Origin of the sequence: Phenylobacterium sp. (assembly GCF_036495085.1) — a bacterium.
In the GTDB taxonomy this organism is placed as follows: Bacteria; Pseudomonadota; Alphaproteobacteria; order Caulobacterales; family Caulobacteraceae; genus Phenylobacterium.
The window spans coordinates 1-19,976 of record NZ_DASXNL010000170.1 but is presented as its reverse complement, the minus strand read 5'-3'; the positions used below and the strand labels follow the sequence as shown (position 1 = coordinate 19,976).

The window sequence follows — 19,976 nt, the reverse complement described above, 5'->3', positions numbered from 1 at the left end:
ATCCGCCGGCCGCGCCGCGTGGGGATGTGAACTTCAGAAGACTTCAGGACTACCGGGCGGCGCGGTAGGCCGCGCGCGGGCTCAGGCCTTATGCTGTGCGATGTAGGTGTCCACCGCTCGCTCCAGCACGGTCAGCGGCATCGAGCCGGCTAGCAGCACCGCGTCGTGGAACTGACGGATGTCGAAGCGCGGACCGAGCGCGGCCCTGGCCTTTTCGCGCAGCTTCAGGATCGTGACCTTGCCCACCATGTAGCTGCAGGCCTGGCCGGGACTGACGCTGTAGCGTTCGATTTCCTGGCCCGCATAGGCAGGCGGGTCGCCATCGATACCGCTCAGGGTCTCCACCGCCTTCTCGCGGCTCCAGCGAAGCGCATGGATGCCGGTGTCGGTGACGAGGCGTCCCGATCGCAGGAGGGCGTCGTGGACATAGCCCAGCTCGCCGGCCGGATCGTCGGCGTAGAAGCCCATTTCCTGCGCCAACTGCTCGGAATAGAGCGCCCAGCCTTCGATATAGGCCCCAAAGCCGCCGGCCTTGCGGATCATCGGCAGGTCGGCCTGCTTCTGCAGGGTGAGCTGCAGGTGGTGGCCGGGAATGCCCTCATGGAACGTCGTGGTCGGCATGTCCCAATAGGGCGCTTCGGAGGTGTCGCGCAGGTTCAGCCAGTAGATCCCCGGGCGCGTGCCATCGAGGCTGCCGTCGGTGTAGTGCGTCGAGGCGCCGGCCTCCGTGGCCGCCGGGATCCGCCGGATTTCCAGCGGGGTCTTCGGCAGGGCGCCGAAATATTCCGGCAGTCGCTTCTGCATCGCCTGAACAAGCTTGTTCAGGTCGGCGATTTCCTTCGCCTTTCCGGCGTCGGTGTTGGGGTAGATGTACTTCTGCACCTTGTAGAGCGCCGCATAGCGATCTGCGACCGAGCCCTGGGTCATGCCGATCTTCCTGAAGAGCGCATCGGCGCGTGCGGAGAGCTCGCGGGTCTGCTCTAGACCCATCTGGTGGACCTCGGCCGGGGTCATCGTGGTGGTTGTCCGGGTCTGCAAGGCGAGCGCGTAGTAGGCGTCCCCGTCCGGCAGGCGCCAGACGCCGGCGTCATGGACCGCCCTTGGCTTGAGGCCTTCCAGGAGCGCCATCTGGCGCTCGAGCGCCGGCAACACCTTTTCCACGTACACCGCACTCGCCTGCGCCTGCCAGTCGCCGGAGATACCCTTGGCCCTGGCCCGATCCGCCAGCGAACTCACCAGGCTCGACTTGTCGGCCGGGGCGTGCAGCACCTTCATCTGGTTGAGCGCGCCAGCGATGGCGAAGTCCGGCGGGATGACGCCCAGACCGGCGTCGCGCCGACACCGCTCCGCTTCGTCGTCCATCAGCCGCGCGAATTCGCCCAGCCGCGCCACATAGGCTTCGCAGTCGGCCCGCGTCTCGATGGTGTGCTGGCTATCGAGGAAGTCGGGGATTCCCGACCATGCGCCGTTGATCTGGCTGAGCACATAGGGCGAGCCTGCGCCCTCTGAGCCGTAGGCGAACCGCTGGTTGCCGCGGTCGATCATTTCCAGGTCGTAGATCACGGAGTCGAAGTTCACCGCGGGCATGCCGCTCAGCGCCTTGCGGTCGATGACGCGCATCTTCGCCAGGTTCGCCGCGGTCTGCCGGCGATAGCGGTCGAGGTCGGCGACCGAGGCCTTGTGGAGCTTGAACTTCGGTGGCTTGCCGCCGGCGTCGAGGCCCAGGCTGGTGACGAGCTCGGGATCGTCCTCCAAGGTCTGGGCGAAGAGGTCGTCCAGAACCTTGGTGAGCTGAGCTTCCGCCCCGGTCGCGGCCTGAGCTCGCGGAGCGCGCCCGAAAGCCACCGCAGCGCCCGCGGCGGTTAGAAGGGCTTGGCGACGGCTCAGCACGGGGAAACTCTCCAGCGACAACGATGGTGCAATGACTTAGGGGGTCGGGGCAGACCTACCAAGCGGATGGAAATTCCAGGGCTGCGGCCCGGCGTCGCGTGGGATATGCCGAAAGCCTTTCCGCCGGGGGTCCGCTGTTCCATGTCTTTCGCCCGCATCGCAGTCGCAGGTCTTGCTGTCTTCACCCTGGGCGCAGCGCCCGTGCGGCCCGACTCCGCCGAGCGCACGGTCCAGGCGATCATCCAGAGCCCCGCCTTTAAGTCGGCGGTCGCGACCCTCGAGCGCGAGCACGACCGGACAGTCGCCGACATCATCACACTGACAGAAATCCCCGCCCCGCCGTTCAAGGAAGCCGCCAAGGGCAAGGCCTACATGGCCATGCTGAAGGCCGAGGGCCTTAGCGATGTCGAGATGGACGCCGAGGGCAACGTCATGGGCCTTCGCCGCGGGACCGGGCCGGCCGGTGGGCCGGTCGTCGTGCTGGCCGCCCACCAGGACACGGTCTTTCCGGAAGGCACGCCCGTCAAGGTTCGCCGCGAGGGGACGAGGCTCTTTGCGCCGGGCGTCGGTGACGACACCCGAAGCCTGGCTGTTCTCTTAGCCTACATCCGCGCGCTTGACGCCGCCAAGATCAGGACCAGGAGCGATATCCTCTTCGTGGGCGACGTTGGCGAGGAAGGTCCGGGCGACTTGCGCGGCATGCGCTACCTCTTCGGCAAGGGGAAGTACAAGGACCGGATCAAGGCCTTCTTCTCGATGGACGGCAGCGAGGCGGCGCGGGTGACCTTTGGCGCGGTGGGCTCGCGGCGCTATCGCGTCGCCTTCCACGGGCCGGGCGGACACAGCTACGGCGCCTTCGGCATCGTCAATCCGATGGCCGCCATGGGCCGCGCCATCGACCAGCTTTACGCGGTGAAGGTCCCAGCCAGGCCCCGCACGACCTATGCCGCCAGCGTGGTCGGCGGCGGCGTCAGCGTAAACTCCATCCCCGCCGACGTTTGGCTCGAGGTCGACATGCGCTCGGAGAGCCGGGACGAGCTCGCCAAGCTCGACACCCGCTTCCAGGAGATCCTCAAGGAGGCCGCCGATCACGAGAACGCCGCACGAGACACCCGCCTCGGCAAGGTCACCGTGACGCCCAAGCTGATCGGCGAGCGGCCCACGGGCGCCACGAGCGAGGACGCGCTGATCGTGCGCACGACCGCCGCGGCCGCGCGCGCCGCGGGCTACACCCCTGAGCTCGGCGCCTCGTCGACCGACTCCAATATCCCGATCAGCCTCGGCATTCCGGCCGTGACCATCGGCTCGGGCGGGCGCGGCGGGCGAGCGCATTCGCTTGATGAGTGGATCGACGTGGCCAGGCCGGAAAGCGTTCGGGGCATGAGCGTGGGCCTGGCCGCGCTCCTGGCCATGGCCGGAAGCTAGCCCTTGGCCGCCGTCGCCATCATCGGGGCCGGCCCCGCAGGACTGATGGCCGCCGAGGTGCTGGCTGAAGCCAGGTGCGCGGTCACCGTCTATGACCGCATGCCGTCGGTGGGGCGCAAACTGCTGATGGCTGGTCGGGGCGGACTGAACCTCACCCATTCCGAACCGCTTGCGCAGTTCCTTGCGCGCTATGGTCACGCTGCCGGGCGCCTTGGGCCGCTGATCGAGGCCTTTCCGCCGGAGGCTCTGAGCACCTGGTCCAGGGGCCTCGGCCAGGAGACCTTCGTCGGGTCGTCGGGGCGGGTGTTCCCCAAGGCCCTGAAGGCCTCTCCCCTTCTCAGGGCGTGGCTGGCGAGGCTGCGGGAGGCCGGCGTGGAGTTCCGCACGCGCCACGATTTGGTCGGCTGGGATGCAGGCGGGGCCCTGCGGTTTCAGGCTCCAACCGGCGAAGTCTTTGTGAGCCCCGAGGCCACGATCCTGGCGCTCGGCGGCGCAAGCTGGCCGAAGCTGGGCTCGAACGGGGCCTGGGTCGATCTCCTGGCCCAGGCAGGCGTCGGGTTGAGCGCGCTGCAGCCCGCTAATGCCGGCTTCGATGTCGGATGGAGCGAGCTGTTCGGCGACCGCTTCGCAGGGCAGCCCTTGAAAGGGATCGCCGTCACGTTCGGCCGCACGCGCCTGCGTGGCGAGGCGATGGTGACGCGCGACGGCCTCGAGGGCGGCGCGATCTATCTCCTGTCTGCGGCCCTGCGCGAAGCCATCGCCAAGGACGGCTCGGCTCGGGTGTGGATCGATCTGCGCCCCGATGCGCGCGTCGAAGACCTGGCGGCGAGGCTCGCCCAACAGCCGTCCCACCAGTCCGCCGCCAACCGGCTGCGCAAGGGCGTTCACCTGACGCCGCTGGAAACCAACCTGCTGCGCGAGGCCCACGGCAAGGACCTGCCGGGCGAGCCCTTGGCGCTGGCTGCCTCCATCAAGGGCGTTCCGCTGCGACTTGTCGCCATACGGCCTATCGAGCGGGCGATTTCCACCGCGGGCGGCGTGAGGTTCGAGGCGGTCGACGACGAGCTGATGCTCAAAGCCAAGCCCGGCGTCTTCGTGGCGGGCGAGATGCTGGACTGGGAAGCCCCCACGGGCGGCTACCTCTTGCAGGCGAGCTTCGCGACCGGCCGCGCCGCGGCCCGTGGCGTGCTGCGCTGGCTTGGGTCTAGCTGACGGATTCGGCGCGGCGGGCCTGGGGCCTGTCGGCCTGCGTCGGCCACGGATCGACGGTGACCCGGCGCATATGCCGACGCTGACCTGGGTAGTCGTTGAGCGCGAAATGCCAGACCGAGCGGTTATCCCAAAAAGCCACTGATCCGGCCTCCCAGCTGAACCGACAGGTGAAGCCCTCGTAGCGGCAATGTTCAAAGAGATAGTCGAGCAAGGCCTTGGATTCCCGAACCTTCCAACCGTCGATGCGGATCGTGAAGGCTGGATTGACGTAGAGCGCCTTGCGCCCTGTCTCGGGATGGGTGAGCACCATCGGGTGGCGGTATTCGCCGGCCAGTCCGTCGGCCTCGGCGATCGCCATCGACTTTCGCTTCTGCGCCGAGTGACCTTCCGAAGAATACTCCCGCGCCGCGGAATGGATGGCGTTCAGGCCCTCCAGCGTCTTCTGCAGGCCCGGCGACAAGGCTTCGAACGCGGCGGCCTGGCTGGCGAACAGGGTGTCGCCGCCGAAGGCCGGCGTCTCAACAGCGTAGAGGATCGAGCCGATCGCCGGTCGCTCCAGGAAGCTCATGTCGGAATGCCAGCCGCCGCCGAAATTGATCCGGTCTTCCGGCTCCTTGACCACCTCCATGACCTCGGGATGGCCAGCCATGCCGGCGACGTAGGGGTGGACGTTCAGCGGCCCGAACCGTTTGCCGAAAGCGACTTGGCGCTCAGGTCTGAGCGCCTGGTTGCGGAAGAAGATCACCTGGTAGTCCAATAGCGCCTGACGGATCGCCACGATGGCGTCATCCGGCAGGTCCTGGGACAGGTCGACACCAAGGATCTCCGCGCCGAGCGCGCCGGCCGTACGCCGGATGTTCATCGTCGAACTCATGCGCTGGTCTCCCGGCCTGGGTGAAGGACCATGCTACAATAGACGCGGGAGGTCGCGACATGGATAAGCCGACCGCGCTCTTCGACGTAGACGACCACGCCAGGCGCATGCGCGAGCAAGGTTACACCGTGGTCGAAGGCGTCCTCGACGCCGCCGGCCTCGCCGCTTTCCGCGCCGCGCTGGCCCCCCATCTTGGAAGCCACAGCGGCCGCAACGACTTCGAGGGCTTCCAGACCGAGCGCGTCTACACGCTGGTCGCGCGCCACAAGGTCTTCGAGGATCTGGCTGTCGAACCGCGGCTGATGGCGCTCCTGGAGCGGTTTCTGCAACCCAGCTTCCTGCTCTCCGCCACTCACGCCATCAACATGCGGCCAGGCGAGACGGCTCAGTCGATCCACTTCGACGATAGCTTCTATCGCTTGCCGCGGCCGCGCGCCGCCATCGGCTATTCCGTGATCGGGGCGATCGACGCCTTCACCCAGGCCAACGGCGCCACCGAGGTCATCCCGGGCAGTCACCTGTGGGGCGATGAGGAGATCACCCGGCGGCGCGGCGATCCCAAGGCGCTGGAGGCGATGCTCGTGCCGATGGAGATCCCTGCCGGCGCCTGCCTGGTCTTTCCCGGGACGCTGTTGCACCGGGGCGGCGCGAACCGCACCGACAAGCCGCGGCTCGCCTTCACCAACCAATACTGCGAGGGCTGGGCGCGAGCCCAGGAGAACTTCTTCCTCTCGGTCCCCAAGGAGCTCGTGCGACGGATGTCGCCGCGCGCCCAGGCGCTCCTGGGCTATGAGCTCTGGCCCTCGTTCATGGGCATGGTCAGCGGCTCGCACCCGAGGAAGGCGCTCGCCGAAGGCTTCGTTCCGCCGATCGTGACCCAGCAGCCGCGGAGCTAAATCAGTCGCCGCCGCCAGAGCGCGAACAGCCGCTCCCAATGCCGTTCCGCAGCGTCCTTGTCGTAGACCGCTCGCTGCGGGAACGCGAAGCCGTGGTGAACCCCCGGAAAGAGCTCCACTTCCCCTTCCAGCTGCTTGGACTTCACCGTCTGATCGAGCGCCTCCACCATCTCCAACGGCGCATAGGGGTCGTTCTCGGCACAGGCGAAATAGAGCTCGGCCTTGGCCTTTTGCGCCGCCAGATGCGGACTGTCTGCCTGGTCGGTGACCAGTTGCACCCCGTAGATCGAGGCTGCCGCCGCCACGCGCCCCGGATAGCGGGCGGCGAAGTTGATCGCGTACTGGCCGCTCATGCAGTAGCCGAGCGTTGCGATCTTGCCCCTGCCGGCCGCCGGATCGCGATCGGCGAAGTCCAGCAGGGCGTCGCCGTCACTCATCACCAGGGGAATGGTCAAAGAGCCCATCAGTTCGAATATGCGCGCCCGCGCCTCCGACTCGGGCACGGGCGGCAGGTCGGCCAGTTCCATCACGCCCGACCGGTAGTAAAGGTTCGGCAGCATGACGTAGTAGCCGACCGCGGCGATCCGCCGGGCCATGTCGCGCAGCTCCTCGCGGATCGCCGGCGCGTCCATGAAAAACAGCACCACTGGATAACCGGCGTTGCGCTCGGGGTGAACGATGAAGGTGGTCATCACCCCGTGCTTGGTGGTGATGTCGACGGTCTGTTCAATCATGGGCGCTCCCTCAGACAAGCTCGGCGGGTTCGACCTTCTGTTCCTTCAGGAAGGGCTCGGCGTAGTTGATCGTGCCGGTCAAGGTTTTCGGGTCTCCCGAAGCCAGGCGGTAGACAGCTTCGGCGATATACTTGATCGGCTGCACGCGGTCCTTCGTCTGCTCGTTGATGAGCCCGTGCACCGCAACGCCAGGGGTATCGACAAGGCCCGGCGAGACCACGTTGACGGCAATCCCGTCGTCATAGACCTCCGACGCCAGGCCGGTGGTGAAGCGCTCCAACGCGGCTTTGCACATGCCATAGACCGTGCCGCCGCCCCGCCGGGTGTAGGGCGCTTTGGGATGGAGGCCTGCGCCGGAGGAGATGTTGACGATCCATCCCTGCTTGCGCTCGCGCATCGACGGCAGCACCAGCTGCGACAGGTGGAACGGCGCATAGACCTGGACTTCCATCATCAGCTTGAAGCGCTTCTCCGGAAACTCCGTGACCGGCATGAAGTAGGTGATGGCGGCATTGTTCACGAGGATGTCGACCGGCCCGTAGGTGGCCACGGCCTCTTCTACGAGACGCTCGCGCTCGGCGGCCTGCGCGAGGTCGGCCTTGATGAAGCTGGCTTGACCGCCTGCGTTGCGGATGCGGTCGACCGTATCGTGCAGCGTTCCCGGCAACCTGCTCTCTCCGCTTTCGGCGGTGCGGGCGGAAACGACGACGTTGGCGCCTTCCATGGCGAGCCTTGCGGCGATGGCCTCTCCGATGCCGCGGCTGGCGCCGGTGACAAGGGCGTTGCGTCCCTTCAACGGGCCATTCGGGTTGATACGAGCCTCACTCATGACCGGTCCTCCAAATGCATTTTTTTCTAATGCGCCAACGCTCGCGCGGCTGGCGGCGCAACGCAAGAGAGAGGCGCATCACCGGGCGCCCGCTACCGGCACGCCCAGACGCTGGCGACGTCGCCCTGCGCTACCCCGGCATCGATCTGTCGCCGTACGGTGCGAAGGCCGAGACCGGCGCCGCCCCTTAGTCCTTCTCCAGAACGTTCAGTCGCCGCACGGTCAGCTCGTCGATCTCAACGCGCTTCATCCGCACGCGTCCGACCGCCAGGCGGCCGATCGCAAGCGCGCCGATCGAGAGCGCCCCGACGGTGAAGGCGCCGACGGCGGCCGCCCCCGCAGCGGTCGCGAGCCAGGCTCTGAACGGCAACCGCCGCCGGGCGGGAACCAGGTCGTTCATTGCTCGCCTCCGGCCGCCAAGCTTCGTTCGAGCTCCGCGCGTGGCCAAGACGCCAGATCCGCGGCCGCCTCATAGGTCGACTGGAAGAACGCCATGAGCGCGCCGTCAGGGTCGTGGGCGGTCCTTACATCCTCGTAAGCCAGCACGAACTCGCCAAGCCCGGTGTCCCAGCGCGCGGCGCCCGGCAGCACCCGCGCGCCGGCGAACCCTGCCGGGTCCGGGTAGGCGTAGGCGTAGAACATCGGCGCGATCCCGGGCGCTCCCGGCCAAAAACCACAACTCGAAACTTCATGCGAATAGGCCTCGACACTGACCGAAGCCGGCGCCAGGGGCGAGCCGGGATGCCGCGGCGCCCGGCGTCCGGAAAACCGGGTCACAGCCAGATCGAAGCTGCCCCAGAAGAAATGCACGGGACTGGCCTTGCCGATAAAGCGCGCACGGAAGGCCTTCATCACCCGGTCAGCCTGGACCAGGACCCGCCAGAACCGTCGCGCGGCCTCGGGATCGTAGGAGCGATGGACTTCGTCCGCCTCGAATGGGATCGCCCCTTCGATCTCGCAGGGCGTCGTCCAGATGTGCGCCTCGACGCCCACTCGGCCAAGCGCCGCCATAGCCTCACGATAGAACTGGGCGACGCTGATCGGCCGCAAGGCGACGGTCTCCTGCCGGCCGTCGCTGCAGATGATCCGCAATTCGTCGCCCAGGAAATCGAAGACGATCTCCACCCCGCGACCGTCTACCGGAATCGGCGAGGTGGTAAGCCCGCGCGCGCTGACGTAGAGCGGCACGTGCCACCAGTGGTTCACCGGCGGCGTCAGCGCCATGCGCACCTTGCCGACGACCTGCGTCCACAAGTGCAAGGTCTCGGCGGTATCGGCCCAGTCATCGTAGGCGAACGCCGGCCAGTCTGCGGAGACACTTGGAACGCTCATTCGACATAGTTGGAACGCTGCCGAGGTCGTGACAAGCCGCAGGCCCGCCACGCCGATCAGCACGCCGCATCAGGCGGCCTTCTGCAGCTCCTGTTTCACCCGCTCGGCCAGGGTCTTGATGTCGATCGGCTTGGGCAGGAAGGAGACGTTTGTCTCGCCCTCCAAGAGGTCTGAGAACTCGCTTTCGGCGTAGCCCGAGATGAACATCACCGGCGCCGAACCCAGAAAGCCCCGGGCCTGCTTCAGCAGGTCGGGCCCTTGCATGCCGGGCATCACCACGTCGGAGATCATCAGGTCGATCTGGCCGGCGTGGGTCTCGGCGAGCTCCAGGGCCTCCTCCCCGCTCGCCGCCTCGATGACCTCGTAGCCACGAGCGCGCAGCAGCTTGGCCGCCACCCCGCGCACGGCGTCTTCGTCCTCGACGAACAGGATACGCCCGGCGCCCGAAAGGTCGCGCGCGACCGGCCGCTTGGGAGCGACGGCGATCGGGGCGGCCGAAACCATCGCGCTTGGAATATGCACCGGCAGGAAGATGCGGAAAGCTGCGCCTTCGCCCGGCTTCGAGTCCACGGCGATCCAGCCGTCCGACTGTTTGACGATACCGTAGACGGTCGCCAGCCCAAGACCCGTTCCCTCGCCCACCGGCTTGGTGGTGAAGAAGGGGTCGAAGATCTTGTCCAGCACATTGGGCGGAATGCCCGGGCCGTCGTCGGAGACCTCGATCAACGCCTGGTCGCCCTGGGCCGTTGGATAGCCGAAGCCGTGGGCCTGTTCCTGGGTGAGGCGCGCGGTGCGGATGCGCACCGATCCACCCCCATGAGCGCGCACGGAGTCGCGCGCGTTGACCGCCAGGTTCATGACTGCCGTTTCCAGCTGGCCGCGGTCGGCGCGCACCTGCGGGAGGTTGCGGCCATAGTCGGTGATCAGCTTGACGTCCTCGTAGAGCACGCGGCGCAGCAGCACCTCGAACTCGCTGATCAGTTCGCCAAGATCGAGGATTTCCCGCTGGACGGTCTGCTTGCGGGAGAACGCCAGGAGCTTGCGCACCAGATCGGCGGCGCGCGTCGAGGTCTGCTTGATCTCGTTCAGGCCCTCGTAGGAGGGGTCGCCCACCGGATGGCGGGTCGCCAGCACATCGAGTTGCATGAAAATGGCGGTGAGCAGGTTGTTGAAGTCGTGTGCCACCCCACCGGCCAGCTGGCCGATGGCCTGCATCTTCTGGCTCTGCGCAAGCTGGAGCTCGATCTGCTTCTGCTCCGAGACGTCCACCAGGTAGGCCACCCAACGGCCGTCGCTTTTGGAAAGATAGAGATGGGCGATGCGAGCCGGATCGTGGGCCAGGCGGACTTCCACCGGAGCGCCGGAGCCTTGGCCCGCCGCCAGCTTCTGCGAGGCTTCCACCCGGCTGGCCACATCGACCAGGTCGCCGAACACCTGGCCCTTCTCACCACCACCGGCCACGGCCTTCAGCGCTGGGTTGGCCTCGATGATCCTGGCCTCGAAAGGATCCTGGCCTTCGAGCAGGGCGGCGCCGAACGGCGAGGCGGCGGCGAACGCATCGAGCACCTTGGGCGGGGGCGGCATGGCGCCGGAAAACGCGGTCAGCACCTCCAGCGCCGCAGGCGGCAGGGCCAGCGCCCCTGTCGTGTGGCCGGTCAGCCGGACCAGGAACCGCCGCGCGCCAACCGCAGAGACGATCGCCTCGTGCTCAGCGCCGCCGGCCTTGATCGCGGCATGGGCGGTCTCCCCGCGACGGGCCGCTGTCAGCGCAGCGAACAGGCTTGAGGCCGAAGTTCCCGACTTGGGCAATCGGTTGGCCAGGCCGATGGCCGACTTCCACGCCGCGTTGGCGGCATGCACCTTGCCGTCGGGCGCCGCGATTGCCGCGGGCTCGACCAACGCATCAAGAAGGCCGGCGGACCCAGGGTCGTTCTCGTCCGCCGCCTCGCTCGCACCGCGCAGGGTGAAGAGGCCAAGACAGGCCACGCCGGTCAGGCCGATCAGCAGCAGCAGTCCCGCAAGGGTTGTCGGGCCCGCGTTCATCGCAGGGGCGGCGGCGAACGCGACCGCCATCAGGAAGAAGACCAGCACACCGGCCATCAGCGAGTCGAAGCGACCCCTCCGGGCCTTGCGGACCTGCGGCTCAGCCATGGCCAGCGAGGGCGCCTCCTTGCGCATACGCGATGAACTTCCGACGCGTTCGCCCAGCGAATCGCTCATGTGCATTCTCTCACAGGTGTCGCGTTAAAGGGCGCCGGCCCTGAGCGAGCGGGCGGCAAAGCGACGCCCTTTGCTCAGGATGAAGCCGATGATCTTGGCGACGGCCTCGTAATGGGCGGGAGGAATCACTTCGTCGACGTCGACAGCGGCATAGAGCGCGCGCGCCAGCGGCGGGTCCTCGATCACCGGAACGCCGGCTTCCTCGGCGATCTCGCGGATCTTCAGCGCCAGGGTGTCCAGGCCTTTGGCCACGCACAGCGGCGCGGGCGTCTCGTCGGCGTCGTATTTCAGCGCCACGGCGTAGTGGGTCGGGTTCATCACCACCACGGTGGCGCTCGGCACCGCCTGGATCATCCGCCGGCGGGCGCGCTCGTTGCGCAACTGCTTCTGGCGGGCTTTGACGTGCGGGTCGCCCTCGGATTGCTTGAAGTCTTCCTTCAGCTCTTCCTTGGTCATGCGCATCTTCTGCATGAAACGCTGGCGCTGCCACAGCCAGTCGGCGCCGGCGACGATCAGCAGGAAGGCCGCCACTGCGAACACCAACCGCCGCAGGATGTCGGCGGCGAACGCCAACATCGCGATCGGCTCCATGGCCGAGAGGTTCTCAAGCTCCGGGACGTGCGGCTTGAGCACCCACCAGGCCAGGAGGCCCGTCAGCGAGACCTTCACCAGGGACTTGACGAACTGCGCTGCGCCGTCGAGCCCGAAGAGCCTGCTGAACCCGGCCGCGGGGGAAAGCTTGCTGGTGTCGAAGGCCAGCTTCTCCGGGGTGAACATGAAGCCGGTCTGCAGGAGGTTGGCCGCAATGCCGGCCGCGCAGGCCGCGAGCAGCACCGCCGCCATCGCCGGCGCCGCGGCCATGATCGCGGTGTAGAACACCTTCACCCCGCCCTGGCCTGACAGGCTCATGCTGTCCGGCGTGGCCAGGAAGGGTCGAAGCGCCATGACCATGTTGCTGCAAAGCCCGCTGCCGGCCATGGCAGCAACGCTCGCCGCTGCCGCGAGCGAGGCGAGCGAGGCGAGATCGGGCGTCTTGACGACCTCGCCCCGCTCCCGCGCCTGCTGCAATTTGCGTGGCGATGGGTCTTCGGTTTTCGAGGCCGAGTCGCTCGTGTCGCTCATGGCCTCACGCGAATATCGCCAGGAGGTCGCGGTAACGGTCGATCCAGACCATGCCGATAACGCCCAAGCTGAGCGCGAAAACGGACAGGCCCAGGAGCACCATCAGCGGCGTGGCGACGAAGAAGATCTGGAACTGGGGCATCACCCGGCCGACCAACCCCGTCGCGATATTGAAGATCAGCGACAGGGCCACCACAGGGGCGGCAAGTTGCAGGCCCAGCGCGAAGGACTTGCTGACCGTCTGGATCGCAAGCGTGTTCGCATCGGCCAGCGGGATCGCGCGGCTGAATGGGAAGATCGTGTAGGAGCGCACGATCGCCGACAGGAACAGGTGGTGCAGGTTGGTGGTCATGATGAGGACGAGGCCCATCAATCCGAGGAACGTACCCAGCGTCGTCGACGGCTGCGCCTGGGTCGGGTTCGCGGTCTGCGCGAAGGCCAGCGTCGTCTGGATCGATACGATCTCACCGGCGGCTGCGAGCGACGACATGAAGATCCGCAGGATGCCGCCGATCAGGAGGCCGATCGCCGTCTCCTTGATGACCGCCAGCGCCACGCCGGAGACGTCGGCGGGAATCGCAGGGACTTCGCCACCGACGATTGGGAAGAGCAGCAAGGCCAGCGACAGGGCCAGCGACAAGCGGATGCGCACCGGGATGAAGCTCTCGCCGATGCCGGGGATCAGCATGACGATGGCGCCCAGCCTGGCGAAAACCAGGCCGGCGGCGAACACCTGTTGAGCTGTTGCGTAGTGCTCCATGGCGCTCTGGAGGCGCCCCGCCGTCACATGGCCGCGATGCGCGCCGCGATATGGCGCATGAAGCCGCTCATCAGGGCCCCCATCATCGGCAGGAAGATCAACAGCGAGACGAAGATCGCCACGATCTTCGGCGCGAAAATCAAGGTGGCTTCCTGGATCTGGGTCAGCGCCTGCAGGAGGCCGATGCCGACGCCCACCACCAGGCCCACGATCAGCACAGGCGCGCAAAGCTGAATGGTCAGCCAGATGGCGTCGCGGCCGACGTCCAGAACCTCGGCGCCGCTCATAAGGACCTCTTGGAAAGCTTGGCGAATTCGCGCCCCTCGCGAACGCCGCCACCATCGGTCCGGCATGGTTAATGAAAGGCTACGGGCTCGGCAGAATTTGCCGCTCGAGGGCATGCGCGGCCTCGGCCGGGCTAGCCTTCCCCTGATCGCGATCGACGCTGTAGTTGGCCGCCTGCATGATGCTGACGGGGATCTTGCCGATCAGCGGCTGGAGGGCCGCCAGGAGCCGCCGGTCACCGGCCCGCCTGGGCGAGATCAGCACCACAGCGTCATAAGGTGGGATCGCGCCCTTCGGGTCGGAGAGGATCACCAGGTTGTCGGCCGCGATCCGCCCGTCGGAGGAAAACGCGCTGATCACATCGGCCTCGCCACCCATCAGCGCGCGGTACATGAACGTGGGCTGGTAGGACCGCTTAGCCTTGAAATTCAGCCCGTAGGCCACTTCGACGGCCTTCCATTCCGGGCGCGAGAGAAACTCCAGGTCCGAGCCCAGGTCCAGCTTCGGCGCCACCCGCGCAAGGCCGGCGATCGAGGTTACCCCCAGCGCCTGGGCGCGGTCGCGGCGCATGGTCATGGCGTAGGCGTTCTCGAAGCCCAGCGATCCCAGCACAAGAACGCCGTCACGACGCTTCAGCTCGGCGGTAAGTTGTTTCAGGACCTCGGCGCGGCCAGGGTTGTCTTTCCGGTTGAGGACGTTTGTCCACAGTGTTCCGGAATAGTCGACGTAGGCGTCGAGCTCGCCAGCGGCGAGCGCGCGGTAGGCCACGGCCGAGCCCAGGTCCTCCTTGCGGCTGACCTGAACTCCTGTCTCCTCAAGCCGCTCGGCCATCAGCTCAGCCAAGATGTACTGCTCGGAGAAGTTCTTGGCGCCCACGACATAGGAGCCGGCCTTGCCCAGGCCCAGCAAGGGCGCGACCGCCAGGGCGACGCCGCCCAGGAGCCCGGCCGCGCCCAGCGCCACCAGGCGAAGGCTGCGCCGGCGCGTTCCGGCCTCGATCAGGCCCAAAAGCTGGTCGGCCACGAGCGCCAGGGCTGCAGAGGCCGCGCAGCCGAACAGCACGAAAACCCAGTTCTCGGTCTGCAGGCCTGCGAAGATGTAGTTGCCGAGGCTGGTCTGCCCCACTGGCGTGGAGAGGGTCGCCGCGCCGATCGTCCAAACCGCGGCCGTCCTCACGCCTGCCATGATCACCGGCGCGGCCAGCGGCAGCTCGACCCGCAAAAGGCGCTGGCGCGAGGTCATGCCGACTCCGTCCGCGGCCTCCTTGATCGCCGGATCGACACCCAGTATCCCGGCCGCGCCGTTTCGCAGGATCGGCAGCATGGAATAGAGCGTCAGCGCCAGCAGAGAGGGCAGGAAGCCGAGGGCCGAGAAACCCTTGCCGAAAACGGCCAAGCTGAGCGTCGAAAGCGCCAGCAGCAGCGGATAGAACAACGCCAGCAGCGCCAGGCTGGGGATGGTCTGGATCAGGCTCGCCCCCGCCAGAACCGGCCAGCGCAGCCGCGGGCTGCGGCTTGCGGCCACCGCCAGCGGCAGGCTGACCACCAGGCCGAGAACGAGCGCGCTGAAGCTCAGCAACACGTGCCAGCCCAGATATTCGGCCAGAAGCGCGAAGGCCGCCGCCAGGCGAGCGTTCACTCGGCCCCCCCGTTGAGTTTGGCCCGCAGCCGCTCGGCCTGGCGCTTCGGAGCTTCCAGAAGTGCGCGGACTCCGGCGTCTTGCGTCTGGGCGAGAAGCTCAGCGGCCTTGCCGTCCGCCACGATCGCGCCGTCGCGAAGCACCACGATCCGATCGGCCAGAAGCACCGCCTCGGCCATGTCGTGGGTCACCATCACGGTCGTCAGGCCGAGCCGCTCGTGCAGCGCGCGGTAGTCGGCTCCCAGCGCGTCGCGTGTCAGCGGATCGAGCGCGCCGAACGGCTCATCCATCAGCATCAGCTTCGGCTCGGCCGCGAGTGCGCGGGCGACACCCACCCTTTGGCGTTGTCCGCCCGAGAGCGCCGCCGGCGCGCGGGGTCCGACCTCCAGCGGCAAGTCGACGAGGCCCAGAAGATTGGCGACGCGCGCGTCGATCCGCTTGGTTTCCCAGCCCAGCAGCTTCGGCGTGATCGCGATGTTCTCCGCCACTGAAAGGTGCGGGAAAAGGCCAACCTCCTGGAACACGTAGCCGATCCGGCGGCGCAACAGGTGCGGCTCCAGCGCCGTGACGTCCTCGCCAAACACCCGGACCGATCCCGCGTCCGGCGCGGCAAGCCGGTTGATGGTCTTCAGGAGCGTGGTCTTGCCCGAGCCCGAGCTCCCCACCAGCGCGGTGAACTCCCCCGGCTCCACCGACAGGCTGACGCCGGCGAGCGCCGCGCGCGCGCCATACAACTTCTGAACCCCAGAAAGCTCGATCGCCGGCCCCGCCATGAGCAAGCCGTAGCATGACAGCCGGCTTGCGCAGCCCCGGATTTTCGCCTGCGCCTGGCGCTCAGATCGGCATCCGCATGATTTCCTGGTAAGCGCCGATCACTTGGTCGCGGATGGCCATGACGGTCTCGAGGCTGGTCTGGGCGGAGGAGACCGCGGTCACCACGTCGACAAGTTGGGCCTTGCCCTGCACCTGGTTCGCCATTTGGGTCTCGGCGTTCTTCGAGGCCTTCATGGCGTCGGTCATGGCCGATTTCAGGATGTCGGCGAAGCCGCCCGCATGGCCGACCTCCGAACCCCCGAGCCCGGGCTCGACGCCGATCGCTTTCTGAGCGGTGGCGTAGGCCTTGGCGGCGGCGAGCGCGGTCATCATGGCTTAAGCTCTCCCCTAGCGCTTGAGCAGATCGAGCGTGCGCGAATCCATCGCGCGTACGGTCTCGATGACGTTGAGGTTGGCCTCGTAGGCGCGCTGGGCGTCGCGCATATCCATCGCCTCGACCAACGGATCGACGTTGGGGGTCTTCACATAGCCCTGCGCGTCGGCCGAGGGATTGCCCGGACTGTAGTCGGTCTTGAATGGCGTCGGGTCCGGCGCCGCGCGGCTCATCTTGACCCCGGTCGCGCCACCGATCTTGGTCGCCTCGAACACCGGCGCCTGGCGCCGATAGGGATCTCCGCCAGGCGAGCGTGAGGTCGAATTGGCGTTGGCCAAGTTCTCCGCAATGATCCGCATGCGCGCCTGCTGCGCGCGCAAGGCGGAGATCGCGACGGCCTGGGCCGAGGTGGAGATGCTGTCGGCCATCTAGCGTGCGCCTCTCATCAACCGGCGCCCGGCTTGCGGATCGCCAGCTTCAGGATGTCCAGCGACTTCTGGTAGAAGCCAACGGCCGCGTCGTAGTCCATCCTGGCGTCGGTCAGCTTCATCATCTCCTCCTCCAGGACGACGGAATTGCCGTCCATGGTGGTCTCGGAGTCCTTGGTCTTCGCCGGCTTGACGTTCAGGCCGGGCCTGGCGCCCGGCGGGAGCATGTGGTTGGGCTGCGTGACCGCCATGGAGCCGGGACCTTGGGCGGCCTGCACCTGGGCCTGGAAACTGAACGCCTTCAGGTCGCGCGGCGCATAGCCCGGCGTCGAGGCGTTGGCGACGTTCTCTGAGATCACGCGCTGCTTTTCGGACAGGTACCCCATCCGGCTGCGCAACATCGAGAAGATCGGAATGTCGGCAAGATCCATGTGCGCTACGGTGAAGAAACAGGGTTAACTGCGGCTTAAGGGACTCGCTGTCACTTGGCCTCCGTCCGGACCGCCAGCCGCAGAAGCGCCCATGAATTTTGCCGACTTCGCCAGAGCCGCCTTTGCGCTGATCCTCACATTGGGGCTGATCGGCCTGAGCGCGGTGGCGTTGCGGCGTTACGGGCCCGGCGCCCTGGCAAGGTTCGGCGGCCCCGCGAAGGAACGCCGGCTGGCCGTGGTGGAGAGCCTGGTTCTCGACCCTGCCCGGCGATTGGTCATCGTTTCGTGCGATGGCAAGGAGCGCCTGCTCCTGCTGGGCGAAGGCCAGTTGGTATCCCCGCTCGAAACCGTCCCGTCCAGGTCCGGCGGGGCGCGCGCCTGATGTTCGAACTCTTCAAGGCGATCCGCGCCCTGCCCGCCGAGGAATGGCGCCGCGCCGCCCTCCTGGCGCTTGCCACCACCCTGGCAAGCCTGGCCTTCCCGGCCGCGGCCATAGCCCAGGCGGTGAACATCAATCTCGGCACGGGCGCCGGCCTGACCGAACGAGTGGTGCAGCTCATCGGCCTGATGACGGTCCTGTCGCTCGCCCCGTCCATTGTCATCATGACCACCTCCTTCGTGCGGATCGTCGTGGTGCTCTCGCTGCTGCGCACGGCCCTCGGGCTGCAGCAGAGCCCGCCGAATGCGGTGATCATCTCGCTGTCGCTGTTCCTCACCGCGATCGTCATGGGACCAACCCTGGAGCGGTCCTACAACGAGGGGATCAAGCCGCTGCTCGACCAGAAAATGGAGCTTCCCGCCGCCTTCGACGCTGCCGGCGGACCGGTTAAGCAGTTCATGCTGCAGCAGGTCGACCGCGAGGACCTGGCGTTATTCATCAAGCTCTCGAAGATCCCGCGCCCAGCGACGGCCCGGGACACGCCGATCCGCGTCGTGACGCCGGCCTTCATGATCTCCGAACTGAAGCGCGCCTTCGAGATCGGCTTCCTGCTGTTCATCCCGTTCCTGGTCATCGATCTAGTGGTCGCCAGCGTGCTGATGAGCATGGGCATGATGATGCTGCCCCCCGTGGTGGTGAGCCTGCCGTTCAAGCTGATCTTCTTCGTGCTCGTCGATGGATGGCGCCTAGTCGCCGGCAGCCTGGTGGAGAGCTTCCACCACGGGCCAGGAACCTAGCTGGAGCCGGTCAGCGGCATCAGATTTTCGAGGGCCCCGGGTTCCCCTGCGACGTGGCGCACAGCTCAGCGTGCCCCAGGAAGCGGCGGCCCCTTCCTGTTCCCGGCCAAATCGGCTTGATGCCGATCCACCAGGCTTCAGTGGGCGTCAGGCCGGCGGCCAGGCGCCGGACGCCGCCCACGCGTCCGGCATGGCCAGCTGCAGCGGCGCCTTGTCGAAAAGACCCAGCCGCACCCAACCCAATCCGCTCTCTAGGCAGTGCAGGATTCCCCAATCCCAGATTGCGAGCGGATCGCCGCCTCCAAGCGCTGCAAGAATGGAGCAACGGCGGTGGCCTGAGGCCACCTCCTCGCCCTCGAACACCGGCTCGACCCATTCGCGCATGGAGACGGCAAGGTCGAGTTCCCGCTCGGCCGCGACACCATCCGGATCGACCAGCTTGAATGCGGCCGGCGCCGAGGGCGATTCGAGCAAGTTCCATTGATGGGCGTCGCCGTGGGCCAGGACGGCGGCGGCTGGATCGAAGGCCGCGATCCGTCGCTGAGCCGCTTCCAGCGCCAGCTCGACGGCGCGCTCCGAGCAAGGACGCCCCGTCTCGAGCCACAGGGCCTCGATGCGCTCGGCGAACGTCCGGGCGATCTCAGCTCCCGTCGGGAGAGGAAGGTCTCTCGGAACGGGACGCCAGGCCGTCCGCAAGCTCGCGCAAATCGCTGCCAGCCGCGGCCGCTCCGGCAGCGCAAACGAGGCGAGTTGCGGCCCAAGCCGCTCGAGCAGCATCGCGTTCGCCGCCTCGTCCGCGCAGATCAGTCCGGCGTATCCTCGCCCCTCCGCGGCGCGGAGCACCCGGAGCTCACGCCGGCCAGGGTCGAGGCCGGCGATGACGATCTTCAGCATTGCCGGTTCGCCGGCCGCGGTGACGGCCTCCGCCACAAAGGCCTCCGAGGCCTTGGGCGCGGCCGAGCCGACCTTGATCCCCCAGCGGTGCTCCAGCTCAGCGAGCTGCTCGGGCAAACCCTCCATCCACGCCCGGCCCGGCTTGCCGAGCAACTCGGCTTTCAGTCTTACGTTGGACGGGATTTCGGGCGCTGGGTTCACCATCGCGAGCCTGACATACCCGAGGCGACTAGGCTTGCGCTGATGTCCGCCACGCCTGGCCGACCCTGGGAATGTCCGCTCGTCGGCTTCTTCTAGTGCGCGCCCTCGCCAGGTCGTCTACGCCGCCTCAATGTCGGGCAGCTTCCAGCTCGCATCGAAGTAGGGCTGCAGCGGGGCGTAGAGGGGGAAGTAGGTGAACCAGGCCCGGCCCGGGACCGTCGGGATCCAGTTCGACTCCGGCGAACCCTTCGGCGGCTCCGGCGCGAACACGAAGTCCACCGAGCCGTCGGCGTTCTTGGCGATGTCGCTGCGCGAGCCCAGCTCGACCTTGGACCTTGTCGTACTCGGTGTCCTTAACATCTTCCCCCGGCTGAAGCCGGGGGATTTCCCAGGGAGGAAATCCACTGAGGAGTTCGCGCTTCATCGGGCGCCTGACGGCCACCCTCCACGCGCAGCGACGGTGTGTTCCACCGCCGGACGCC

General features: G+C 67.3%; 22 protein-coding genes. 5 read left to right on the top strand and 17 right to left on the bottom strand.

Going from position 1 to position 19,976, the window contains the following annotated elements:
• Positions 1-81 precede the first annotated feature (81 nt).
• Positions 82-1,890, bottom strand: a complete 1,809-nt coding sequence (locus VGI62_RS18625; RefSeq protein WP_331506048.1) for a DUF885 domain-containing protein — start codon at positions 1,888-1,890, stop codon at positions 82-84.
• Positions 1,891-2,031: 141 nt separating this feature from the next.
• Between VGI62_RS18625 and VGI62_RS18620 the strand changes: the two genes are divergently transcribed.
• Both VGI62_RS18620 and VGI62_RS18615 read left to right on the top strand, forming a co-directional pair.
• Positions 2,032-3,315, top strand: coding sequence for a M20/M25/M40 family metallo-hydrolase (locus tag VGI62_RS18620; protein WP_331506047.1), 1,284 nt, complete (start codon positions 2,032-2,034; stop codon positions 3,313-3,315).
• Positions 3,316-3,318: 3 nt separating this feature from the next.
• Entirely contained in the window at positions 3,319-4,527 is a 1,209-nt protein-coding gene (locus VGI62_RS18615) for a TIGR03862 family flavoprotein (protein WP_331506046.1), read from the top strand.
• On the opposite strand, the gene VGI62_RS18610 is transcribed toward VGI62_RS18615, so the two are convergent.
• Positions 4,520-5,401 (bottom strand): TauD/TfdA dioxygenase family protein, encoded by an 882-nt coding sequence (locus VGI62_RS18610; RefSeq protein ID WP_331506045.1) that lies wholly within the window; start codon positions 5,399-5,401, stop codon positions 4,520-4,522. The two genes, VGI62_RS18615 and VGI62_RS18610, sit on opposite strands and share 8 nt — an antisense overlap.
• Before the next feature lie 59 nt (positions 5,402-5,460).
• On the opposite strand from VGI62_RS18610, the gene VGI62_RS18605 reads away from it, so the two are divergent.
• Positions 5,461-6,297: a phytanoyl-CoA dioxygenase family protein gene (locus VGI62_RS18605; protein ID WP_331506044.1), complete on the top strand. Its 837-nt coding sequence runs from the start codon at positions 5,461-5,463 to the stop codon at positions 6,295-6,297.
• Here the strand turns inward: VGI62_RS18605 and VGI62_RS18600 are convergent.
• The 13 genes from VGI62_RS18600 to flgB form a co-directional block, all read right to left on the bottom strand.
• Positions 6,294-7,031: a dienelactone hydrolase family protein gene (locus tag VGI62_RS18600; protein WP_331506043.1), complete on the bottom strand. Its 738-nt coding sequence runs from the start codon at positions 7,029-7,031 to the stop codon at positions 6,294-6,296. The genes VGI62_RS18605 and VGI62_RS18600 overlap by 4 nt on opposite strands.
• 10 nt (positions 7,032-7,041) lie before the next feature.
• Complete coding sequence (locus VGI62_RS18595) at positions 7,042-7,860, bottom strand: SDR family NAD(P)-dependent oxidoreductase (RefSeq protein WP_331506042.1); 819 nt, start codon at positions 7,858-7,860, stop codon at positions 7,042-7,044.
• A 187-nt stretch (positions 7,861-8,047) separates the two neighbouring features.
• On the bottom strand, positions 8,048-8,260 hold the full coding sequence (locus VGI62_RS18590) for a hypothetical protein (protein WP_331506041.1): 213 nt from the start codon (positions 8,258-8,260) through the stop codon (positions 8,048-8,050).
• Positions 8,257-9,192 carry a DUF5996 family protein gene (locus tag VGI62_RS18585; RefSeq protein WP_331506040.1) on the bottom strand — a complete coding sequence of 312 codons (936 nt, stop codon included), beginning with the start codon at positions 9,190-9,192 and terminating at the stop codon, positions 8,257-8,259. The genes VGI62_RS18590 and VGI62_RS18585 overlap by 4 nt, the downstream gene beginning before the upstream one ends.
• 69 nt (positions 9,193-9,261) lie before the next feature.
• Entirely contained in the window at positions 9,262-11,343 is a 2,082-nt protein-coding gene (cckA, locus tag VGI62_RS18580) for a cell cycle histidine kinase CckA (protein WP_331506050.1), read from the bottom strand.
• Positions 11,344-11,436: 93 nt separating this feature from the next.
• Positions 11,437-12,534: a flagellar biosynthesis protein FlhB gene (gene flhB / locus VGI62_RS18575; RefSeq protein ID WP_331506039.1), complete on the bottom strand. Its 1,098-nt coding sequence runs from the start codon at positions 12,532-12,534 to the stop codon at positions 11,437-11,439.
• A 4-nt stretch (positions 12,535-12,538) separates the two neighbouring features.
• Positions 12,539-13,294, bottom strand: coding sequence for a flagellar biosynthetic protein FliR (gene fliR / locus VGI62_RS18570; RefSeq protein ID WP_331506038.1), 756 nt, complete (start codon positions 13,292-13,294; stop codon positions 12,539-12,541).
• Between the two features lie 23 nt (positions 13,295-13,317).
• The gene (gene fliQ / locus VGI62_RS18565; RefSeq protein ID WP_331506037.1) at positions 13,318-13,581 is read right to left on the bottom strand and encodes a flagellar biosynthesis protein FliQ; all 264 of its coding nucleotides are present in this window, start codon (positions 13,579-13,581) and stop codon (positions 13,318-13,320) included.
• Between the two features lie 79 nt (positions 13,582-13,660).
• Positions 13,661-15,217 (bottom strand): ABC transporter permease/substrate-binding protein, encoded by a 1,557-nt coding sequence (locus tag VGI62_RS18560; protein ID WP_331506036.1) that lies wholly within the window; start codon positions 15,215-15,217, stop codon positions 13,661-13,663.
• A complete protein-coding gene (locus VGI62_RS18555) occupies positions 15,214-15,990 on the bottom strand; it encodes an ABC transporter ATP-binding protein (protein WP_331506035.1) in 777 nt (258 codons plus the stop codon). The genes VGI62_RS18560 and VGI62_RS18555 overlap by 4 nt, the downstream gene beginning before the upstream one ends.
• Before the next feature lie 61 nt (positions 15,991-16,051).
• Positions 16,052-16,363 carry a flagellar hook-basal body complex protein FliE gene (gene fliE / locus VGI62_RS18550; RefSeq protein WP_331506034.1) on the bottom strand — a complete coding sequence of 104 codons (312 nt, stop codon included), beginning with the start codon at positions 16,361-16,363 and terminating at the stop codon, positions 16,052-16,054.
• A 15-nt stretch (positions 16,364-16,378) separates the two neighbouring features.
• On the bottom strand, positions 16,379-16,792 hold the full coding sequence (gene flgC, locus VGI62_RS18545; protein ID WP_331506033.1) for a flagellar basal body rod protein FlgC: 414 nt from the start codon (positions 16,790-16,792) through the stop codon (positions 16,379-16,381).
• A gap of 17 nt (positions 16,793-16,809) precedes the next feature.
• Complete coding sequence (flgB, locus tag VGI62_RS18540) at positions 16,810-17,223, bottom strand: flagellar basal body rod protein FlgB (RefSeq protein WP_331506032.1); 414 nt, start codon at positions 17,221-17,223, stop codon at positions 16,810-16,812.
• Between the two features lie 91 nt (positions 17,224-17,314).
• Here flgB and VGI62_RS18535 point away from each other — a divergent pair, with 91 nt between their 5' ends.
• Positions 17,315-17,605 (top strand): flagellar biosynthetic protein FliO, encoded by a 291-nt coding sequence (locus VGI62_RS18535; RefSeq protein WP_331506031.1) that lies wholly within the window; start codon positions 17,315-17,317, stop codon positions 17,603-17,605.
• Positions 17,602-18,399, top strand: coding sequence for a flagellar type III secretion system pore protein FliP (gene fliP, locus VGI62_RS18530; RefSeq protein WP_331506049.1), 798 nt, complete (start codon positions 17,602-17,604; stop codon positions 18,397-18,399). Before VGI62_RS18535 ends, fliP begins: the two co-directional genes overlap by 4 nt.
• Positions 18,400-18,546: 147 nt before the next feature.
• On the opposite strand, the gene VGI62_RS18525 is transcribed toward fliP, so the two are convergent.
• Positions 18,547-19,494, bottom strand: coding sequence for an aminoglycoside phosphotransferase family protein (locus tag VGI62_RS18525; RefSeq protein ID WP_331506030.1), 948 nt, complete (start codon positions 19,492-19,494; stop codon positions 18,547-18,549).
• Positions 19,495-19,611: 117 nt separating this feature from the next.
• The gene (locus VGI62_RS18520) at positions 19,612-19,854 is read right to left on the bottom strand and encodes a DUF1214 domain-containing protein (RefSeq protein ID WP_331506029.1); all 243 of its coding nucleotides are present in this window, start codon (positions 19,852-19,854) and stop codon (positions 19,612-19,614) included.
• Between the last annotated feature and the right edge of the window lie 122 nt (positions 19,855-19,976).